We start from the raw sequence: 8,123 nt of genomic DNA, 5'->3' as shown, positions 1-8,123 counted from the left end.
AGATGGGCCTTCCCGGCCCCAGTGGGGCCGGGTCATGCGAATCCCGAGAGATAGTGAGTGTTCATGGAAAAGTCCAGATTCCGCAAATTCAGCCTCGGCATCGCTGTGGCCCTGGTCGCCGGCATCACGCTGTATGCCGTCCAGGCCCCGGCCAAGCCGCCGCAGTACATCACCGCCACGGTCGAGCGTGGTGACATCGAGAACGCCGTGTTGGCCACCGGCACGTTGCAGGGCATCAAGCAGGTGGACGTCGGCGCCCAGGTGTCGGGGCAGTTGCGCTCGCTGAAGGTCAAGCTGGGTGACAAGGTCACCGAGGGCCAGTGGCTGGCCGAAATCGACCCGCTGGTGCTGCGCAATACCTTGCGCCAGGCGGAGGTCGACGAGGACAAATTGCAGGCTGAGCGCCGTTCTAGCCTGGCCCAGCTCAAGCAGGCCAGGCGGGTGTATGAGCGCTATCGCGAACTGCAGGCCGACGAGTCGGTGTCGCGCCAGGACTTCGAGAACGCCGAGTCGGAATACGAGGTGCAGCAGGCCGCCGTGCGCTCGCTCGATGCGCAGATCCAGAGTGCCCGCGTCGAGATCGACACGGCCAAGGTCAACCTGGGCTACACCCGCATCAATGCACCGATCAACGGCCATGTGGTGGGCATCGTCACGCAAGAAGGGCAAACCGTGATCGCCAACCAGTTGGCGCCGGTGCTGCTCAAGCTGGCCGACCTCGACACCATGACCGTCAAGGCGCAGGTGTCGGAAGCCGATGTGATCCACATCAGCCCAGGCCAACCGGTGTACTTCACCATCCTCGGTGAAGACAAACGCTACTACGCCAAGCTGCGCGGCACCGAGCCGGCCCCGCAGAACTACGCGCAAAGCATCGACAACAGCGATGGCAGTGCCACGAAACCCAATGGCGCGGTGTTTTACAACGCCCTGTTCGAGGTGGCGAACCCCGAGCACCGCCTGCGCATCTCGATGACTGCTCAGGTACATATTGTGCTCGACACGGCCGAAGGCGTGCTCACTGTGCCGGTGGCCGCCCTGGGCGCGCGCAATGGCGACGGCAGCTTCCCGGTGCGGGTGCTCGATGCCAAGGGCTTCGCCCAGGTGCGCAACGTGCAGGCGGGGATCAACAACAACGTCAAAGTGCAGATCAAGGATGGCCTGGCCGAAGGTGACCGTGTGGTGATTGGTGAGCCGGTGTCTGGCGAAGCAGGGGCGTGAGCATGAACATGAATGTCGAGCTGAGCGCACACAGCGCCGTTGCCTGCTGCAACGGCGAGCCGTTGTTGCGCCTGCAGGGTGTCAGCCGCAGTTTTCTGGCCGGCGACCGCGAGTTCCTGGCGCTGAAGGGTATTGACCTGCAGATCCACAGTGGCGAGTTGGTGGCGATCATCGGCGCCTCCGGGTCCGGCAAGTCCACCTTGATGAACATCCTCGGCTGCCTGGACAACGCCAGCAGTGGCAGCTACCAGGTCGGCGGGCAAGAGACACGCACGCTGGACGACGATGCCTTGGCGGCACTGCGCCGCGACCATTTTGGCTTCATCTTCCAGCGCTACCACCTGCTGCCGCACCTCGATGCCCTGCACAACGTCGAGATTCCAGCAGTGTATGCCGGCACTGCGCATGGGCAACGCCACGACCGGGCACGTGAGCTGCTCACGCGCCTGGGCCTTGCCGGGCATCTGGAACACCGCCCCAGCCAGTTGTCCGGCGGGCAGCAGCAGCGGGTGAGTATCTGCCGGGCGCTGATGAACGGTGGCCAGGTGATACTCGCCGACGAGCCGACCGGTGCGCTGGACACGGCCAGCGGCAAAGAGGTGATGAATATTCTGCTGGAGCTGCACGCAGCCGGGCACACGGTGATCCTGGTGACCCACGACCCCAAAGTCGCCGCGCATGCCGAACGGGTCATCGAGGTCAGCGACGGTCAGATCGTCAGCGACCGGCGCACGGGCACCGCAGCCATGCCCACCCCGGTGGCCGAGCCGGCACCGGTCGCGTCGCCAGCAAGGCGTCTGGTCGCTAGCCTGGGAATGTTCCGCGAGGCCTTCAAGATGGCCTGGATCGCTTTGATCTCGCACCGCATGCGCACCTTGTTGACCATGCTCGGGATTGTCATTGGCATCACCTCGGTGGTGTCCATCTCGGCCATCGGCGAAGGGGCCAAGGGCTACGTGCTCAAGGACATTCAGGCAATTGGCAGCAACACCATCGATATCTATTCGGGCAGCAACTTCGGAGACAGCCGGGCGAAGACCATCGAAACCCTGGTGCCCGCCGACGTCACTGCGCTCAATGCGCTGTACTACGTCGATAGCGCCACCCCTGTGATCGGCCAGAGCACCTTGGTGCGCTACCGCAACCTGGATGTCGATGTGCAGCTCAATGGCGTCAGCGAGCACTACTTCCAGGTGCGCAACATCCCCCTGGCCGCCGGTATTGTGTTCAGTGCCGAGGACGCCCGGCGCCAGGCCCAGGTGGTGGTGATCGACCATAACACCCGCAAGCGCCTGTTCGGCCCCAACGTAGATCCGCTGGGGCAGGTGATCCTGGTGGGGAACCTGCCGTGCACCGTGATCGGCGTCACCGCCGAGAACAAGAACCTGTTCGTCGCCAGCAACCAGCTGAATATCTGGGTGCCGTACGAGACTGCTGCCGGCCGCGTGCTTGGCCAACGCCACTTGGACAGTATCAGCGTGCGCATCAAGGACGGCGTGCCCAGCAAGCGGGTCGAGGAGGAGGTGACCAAGCTGATGCTGCAACGCCATGGCACCAAGGACTTTTTCACCAACAACCTCGACAGCATCATGCAGACCGTGCAAAAGACCAGCCGCTCGCTGACCCTGCTGCTGTCGCTGATCGCGGTGATTTCGCTGGTGGTGGGCGGTATCGGGGTGATGAATATCATGTTGGTGTCGGTGACTGAGCGTACCCGCGAGATCGGCATTCGCATGGCGGTGGGGGCACGGCAGTCGGACATTCGTCAGCAGTTTCTGGTGGAGGCGGTGATGGTCTGCCTGTTTGGCGGGCTGGTCGGTATTGGCTTGTCGTACGGCATCGGCTACCTGTTCGAGTTGTTCGTCAAACAGTGGGAGATGGTGTTCTCACCGGCGTCGATCGTGATGGCGTTTGCCTGTTCGACGTTGATTGGGGTGGTGTTCGGCTTTGTGCCAGCGCGCAATGCGGCCCGGCTTGACCCGATCGAGGCGCTGGCGCGGGATTGAGGTGCCCCGTACCTCAACCCTTGTAGGAGCAGCCTTGTGCTGCGAAGAGGCCGGTAATAGCAACGAAGATTTACGGTGTTATCACCGGCCTCTTCGCAGCACAAGGCTGCTCCTACAAGGCAATTTATGTCCAGTAGGGGATTACAAGATCAAACTGCCGTATACATCCAGCGCATCAACGAATGCCGCCCGCTGATACCCAGCTTGATCGCCGCCCGGCGTAAATAGCTTTCGACCGTATTCACCTTCAACTCCAGCCGCTCGGCCTGCTCCGGTGCGGTATGCCCGGCCAGCAGGCCAAGGCATACCTGGCGCTCCCGTTCGGACAGCTTCAGCCCCGATTGCGCCAGGCGGTCGAGAAAACGCTGTTCAAGGCTCTCTTGCGTGGCGCGCTCGGCGGCGGGTTGCAGGGCATCGATGTGTTTTTCCAGCATCGGCAGCAGCAACGGCGAGATGTCGTCCAGGCGGTTGCGCTCGAAGGCGGAGAAGCCATAGGCGGAGTCCGCGCGCAGTACATGGATTTCGTAGCGGGCGTCGCCTTTGCGGCGAATCAGGTGCAAGCGCGACGGGTCACTGCAGTCCCTGCTTGGCTGCACGTCCGAGGAAAATACGGTCTCGTTGATCACGGGCGCGTTGGCGTCGGGGCCGGCCGGGGCCACGGGCAGCAGGCGGATGTGCGTGGCGTCGATGGTCAGGTGGGCCTGGATCAGGTCGTGCAGCATGCGCGGAAACTGGCGGCTGCCGGTGCTGGCAATGACTTTGCCGATTTGTGGGTAGAGCAGGTGCGAATTCATCGTGTCGTCCATGAGGTCCGGTGGTGCAATTTCCCGTCTGGCTGTTGGCCCGCATCCTGGGCCGCATTCGGGAGGTGATGGGTATCCTAGTACAACGATTGAGTGACGGTTAAATGAAGTAGCGATAGTGGCATAATAATGGCATCTATGGCAGGCGACTGCTGTGGCGCGGGTTGTCGGGTATGATGCTGGCCCCCATCATCTTCAAGAGGCCTGCCCCATGTCCCTGAGTGCTGAACAGATTGGCGAATTCCGCGCCTTTGCCGAGCAGTTGGCCGATGCCGCCGCTGTGGCGATCACGCCGTATTTCCGTGCCAGCCTGGACGTCGAGGACAAGGGCGGGCGGTTGTACGACCCGGTGACGGTGGCCGACAAGGCAGCTGAAGATGCCATGCGCGCGCTGATCCAGGCGCGCTATCCCGAGCACGGCATTTTGGGTGAAGAGCAAGGCGTGGCAGTGGGCTCCAGCCCCTTGACCTGGGTACTCGACCCGATCGACGGTACCCGCGCGTTCATCACCGGCTTGCCGCTGTGGGGCACCTTGATTGCCTTGAACGATGGCGCGCGTCCGCGGGTAGGGGTGATGAACCAGCCCTTTACCGGCGAACGCTTCGTCGGTACCCCGGAAGGGGCCTGGCGCAGTGGCACGCCGCTGAAAACCCGTGCCTGCGCCGACCTGGCCTCGGCCACGCTGATGTGCACCACCCCGGACATGTTCGACACCGCAGCGCGCAAGGCAGCGTTCGAGACCGTGGCCGGCAAGGCTCGGCTGATGCGTTACGGCGGCGACTGCTATGCCTATTGCATGCTGGCGTCGGGCTTTGTCGATGTGATCGTGGAGGCGAGCCTGCAGCCGTATGACGTGCAGGCCTTGATGCCGATCATCGAAGGGGCGGGCGGTGTGATCACGGCCTGGGATGGCAGCTCGGCGCAGCATGGCGGGTGTGTGGTGGCTTGTGGTGACCCGGCGTTGCATGCGCAGGTGGTGGAGATGTTGCGTCACGCCATGTGACCATCGCACTTTTTCGGTTTCTTGGGCTCTATGCTTGGCCAGGCTGCACTGATCCCCGGTGCGGCCGCCGAATATCGACCCGGTGCCGATGGTTGCAAGCCCTTCCAGAATAGTCCCCGGCCTGCTGTTGGCAGGTGCCCTGACGTGCCTGTGCGCCTGTACCCAAGAGCAGGGCCGTGACGTCATCAGCCAGTTCGGCAACGGCAAGCCCAGCGAGCTGTTCCAGACCAGCGTCGACCGCCTGGCGACACTGTCGATGCGCGACAACCTGCAGAGCTTGTACCTGCTGATGAACAAGCTGTACCTGCGCAACCCCAACCAGTGGAAGATGTCTGGCTACGTCGATGCCGCCACGGCCGAGCGGCAGATCCGGATAGCCATCGAACAGCGCCAACCGTTGGCGCAGTTGGGCAATCGCCGCGACCTTGCCGCCTTGAGTTACGCGTTGAGCCCGGAGTTTCGCGGGGACCGGGTCGGCGCGTTCATCTATGCCATCGGCAGCATGCTGATTACCGCCCATGGCGGGCGCACCGAGTTCTACATGACGGACACCATCGACCCGCTGTTCGTCAATAACGCGGCACGCAATATCGAGAAAGCCACCTGGATGCTGAGCCAGCGGCAGGATGCGAATGGCGTGCTGTTGCTGTTCTCCAACGAGATTTCGGAGGAGGGCAGCAACCTGAGTTTTGCCGTCGAGTTCGGCAAGATCGTGGCGCGGCTGGATTTGCTGGCAGAGCTGCTGGACGAGCGCTATCGCCGGATCGGGCTCAATTATGCGCAAAGCCTGTTGTTGATGAATTTCTTGCCGGTGCAGTGACGCGGGCCTTAAGTGGCGGCCGTCAGCAACGGCTGAAACTCCGCCAACAACCAGTCGCGCAACCGTCGGCAACTGGCGTCATGTTCCTTGTCTTCGTTGAAGGCCAGGAAATGGAAGGTGTCCTTGAGCACCAACTGCTGTTCGACCGGCCGCACCAGCAAGCCTTGCTCCACCAGCGGGCCCACCAGGTGGTGCCAACCCAATGCCACGCCCTGGCTACTCAGGGCAAGCTGCACCAGCAGGTTGTAGTCATTGGCATTGAAGAAATGCGGCGCCGTGCTGGCACGGCTCTTCAGGTCGACATCATGGAACGCCAACCAGACATTCCAGTCGACGTGCTCGGCCACCTGGGAGCGCCCGTAGGGGCTGAGGTTGAGCAGCGAGCCGTCGCGAATACCTTCCAAGGTAGCCAGCTGTGGGTGCTGTGCCAGGTATTGCGGGCTGCATACCGGGTAGACCACATCATGGTTGAGCGGGTGGCAGCTGTAGCCGGCCTGGATCTTGCCCAGTTTGGTGATGTAGATGTCCGGCCGTACGCCAGGCTCCATTGACAGGAAGTTCTGGGTGGTCACCAGGTTGATGTCGATGTCCGGGTTTTGCTCGAAGAACTTCGGCATCCGTGGCCCCAGCCACAGGGCGGCAAACGCTGGCGAGCAGCACAGGGTAACCACGTGCTTGGGGTTGATGTTGCTGCGGATTCGCTCGGCCGCCTGGGAGATGTTGACGAACGATAACTGCACCGCATCGAAGAAGATTGAACCCGCCACGGTCAGCTCTACCGCGCGGCCGACACGGGTAAACAGTTCGGCACCCAGGTAGGTTTCCAGCTCACGGATCTGCCGGCTCACGGCGGCCTGAGTGACGCACAGGGCCTCGGCGGCACGGGTGAAATTCTGGTACTTGGCGGCCGCGACGAAGACTTTGACCGCGCGCAGCGAAGGCATCTTGATCAAGGTCTGATCGGGTTCGGAGTGTCTGACCATGTCGGTAGGGTTCAGGTCCTGTCTAGGAGCAGCCTTGTGCTGCAAAAGGGCCGGTACAGGCACCCATAGCCAGTGTATGAGCGGGCCTCTTCGCAGCACAAGGCTGCTCCTACAAGTGCAGGGTGGGTTCAGGCCTTGATTGATAACTTCAGGTAATGATTAGCGCCCTGCAAATGTCGTTGGACCCACCCTGGGCCAAGGCATAACGTAAATCCCACGGCGCGACATTGAGACATCGATGTCGAATAACTTTTTGAAGCAGGACTTTCTGCGTGCCGGTGTTGACTCACGTTCGCTCTTGAACGGACTGCCAAGCGTACTCGCACTGATCTACCCGCCTTACCGAACAGTGCGATGTTGATAGATTGGTTAATAAGCATAATAACGAGGGTCGTATGAGCCATGCCGATGAGATTCTTTCGGTAAACAACATCTTCAAAGTGTTCGGCCCCAACCCGAACATGGCCATGGAGATGCTCCGCAAGGGCGCCGACAAGAACGAAATCTTCAGCAAGACCGGCCACGTCGTCGGCGTGTTCGATGCAAGCTTTTCCGTCAAACGTGGCGAGATCTTCGTCATCATGGGCCTGTCGGGCTCGGGCAAGTCGACCATGGTGCGGCTGTTCAACCGCCTGATCGAGCCCACTTCTGGCAGCATCCACCTCAACGGCCGCGAAATCACCGGCCTGTCCGATAAAGCCCTGCTCGATGTGCGCCGCAAGGAAATGGGCATGGTGTTCCAGTCCTTCGCCCTGATGCCGCACATGAGCGTGCTGCAGAACACCGCCTTCGGCCTGGAAATCGCCGGCGTTGCTGAAACCGAACGCCACCGCCGTGCCCGCGAGGCGCTGAGCCAGGTCGGCCTGGCCGGCCACGAGCACAGCTACCCGCACCAGCTGTCCGGCGGCATGCAGCAGCGCGTGGGCCTGGCCCGGGCGCTGGCCAACGACCCGACCATCCTGTTGATGGACGAAGCCTTCTCGGCCCTCGACCCGTTGATCCGCAACGAGATGCAGGGCGAGCTGATGCGCCTGCAGGCCGAGCAGCAGCGCACCATCATCTTCATTTCCCACGACATTGAGGAAGCCATCCGCATCGGCCATCGCATCGCGATCATGGAGGGCGGCCGGGTGGTGCAAATCGGCACCCCGCAACAGCTGATCAACCAGCCGGCCAACGATTACGTGCGCGCGTTCTTCAAGACCTTCAACAGCCGCTGCCAGTGTTCCAGCCTGGCCAACAGCACGCCGTTGCAGTCCCTGAGCCGCCACTGACCCCACGCGAGGT

At 62.2% G+C, this 8,123-nt stretch carries 7 protein-coding genes; 5 read left to right on the top strand and 2 right to left on the bottom strand.

Going from position 1 to position 8,123, the window contains the following annotated elements:
• The first annotated feature begins 63 nt into the window (after window positions 1-63).
• A complete protein-coding gene (gene macA, locus LOY53_RS13400) occupies window positions 64-1,221 on the top strand; it encodes a macrolide transporter subunit MacA (protein WP_258702758.1) in 1,158 nt (385 codons plus the stop codon).
• Window positions 1,222-1,223: 2 nt separating this feature from the next.
• Window positions 1,224-3,227: a MacB family efflux pump subunit gene (locus tag LOY53_RS13395; protein ID WP_408981301.1), complete on the top strand. Its 2,004-nt coding sequence runs from the start codon at window positions 1,224-1,226 to the stop codon at window positions 3,225-3,227.
• 149 nt (window positions 3,228-3,376) lie between these two features.
• Here the strand turns inward: LOY53_RS13395 and LOY53_RS13390 are convergent, their stop codons facing one another.
• Complete coding sequence (locus LOY53_RS13390; RefSeq protein ID WP_252824235.1) at window positions 3,377-4,021, bottom strand: LuxR C-terminal-related transcriptional regulator; 645 nt, start codon at window positions 4,019-4,021, stop codon at window positions 3,377-3,379.
• Between the two features lie 220 nt (window positions 4,022-4,241).
• Here LOY53_RS13390 and hisN point away from each other — a divergent pair, with 220 nt between their 5' ends.
• Window positions 4,242-5,033 carry a histidinol-phosphatase gene (hisN, locus tag LOY53_RS13385; RefSeq protein WP_252824233.1) on the top strand — a complete coding sequence of 264 codons (792 nt, stop codon included), beginning with the start codon at window positions 4,242-4,244 and terminating at the stop codon, window positions 5,031-5,033.
• Between the two features lie 88 nt (window positions 5,034-5,121).
• Window positions 5,122-5,853: a hypothetical protein gene (locus tag LOY53_RS13380; protein WP_258702757.1), complete on the top strand. Its 732-nt coding sequence runs from the start codon at window positions 5,122-5,124 to the stop codon at window positions 5,851-5,853.
• A gap of 8 nt (window positions 5,854-5,861) precedes the next feature.
• Here the strand turns inward: LOY53_RS13380 and LOY53_RS13375 are convergent, their stop codons facing one another.
• Entirely contained in the window at window positions 5,862-6,836 is a 975-nt protein-coding gene (locus tag LOY53_RS13375; protein ID WP_027596803.1) for a LysR family transcriptional regulator, read from the bottom strand.
• Between the two features lie 395 nt (window positions 6,837-7,231).
• On the opposite strand from LOY53_RS13375, the gene LOY53_RS13370 reads away from it, so the two are divergent.
• Window positions 7,232-8,110, top strand: coding sequence for a glycine betaine/L-proline ABC transporter ATP-binding protein (locus LOY53_RS13370; RefSeq protein ID WP_276534038.1), 879 nt, complete (start codon window positions 7,232-7,234; stop codon window positions 8,108-8,110).
• Window positions 8,111-8,123: the final 13 nt, after the last annotated feature.

Origin of the sequence: Pseudomonas sp. B21-031 (assembly GCF_024748985.1) — a bacterium.
Taxonomy (GTDB): domain Bacteria; phylum Pseudomonadota; class Gammaproteobacteria; order Pseudomonadales; family Pseudomonadaceae; genus Aquipseudomonas; species Aquipseudomonas kermanshahensis.
Note: the sequence above shows the minus strand (reverse complement) of the source record. Positions and strands in the feature narration are given on the sequence as shown.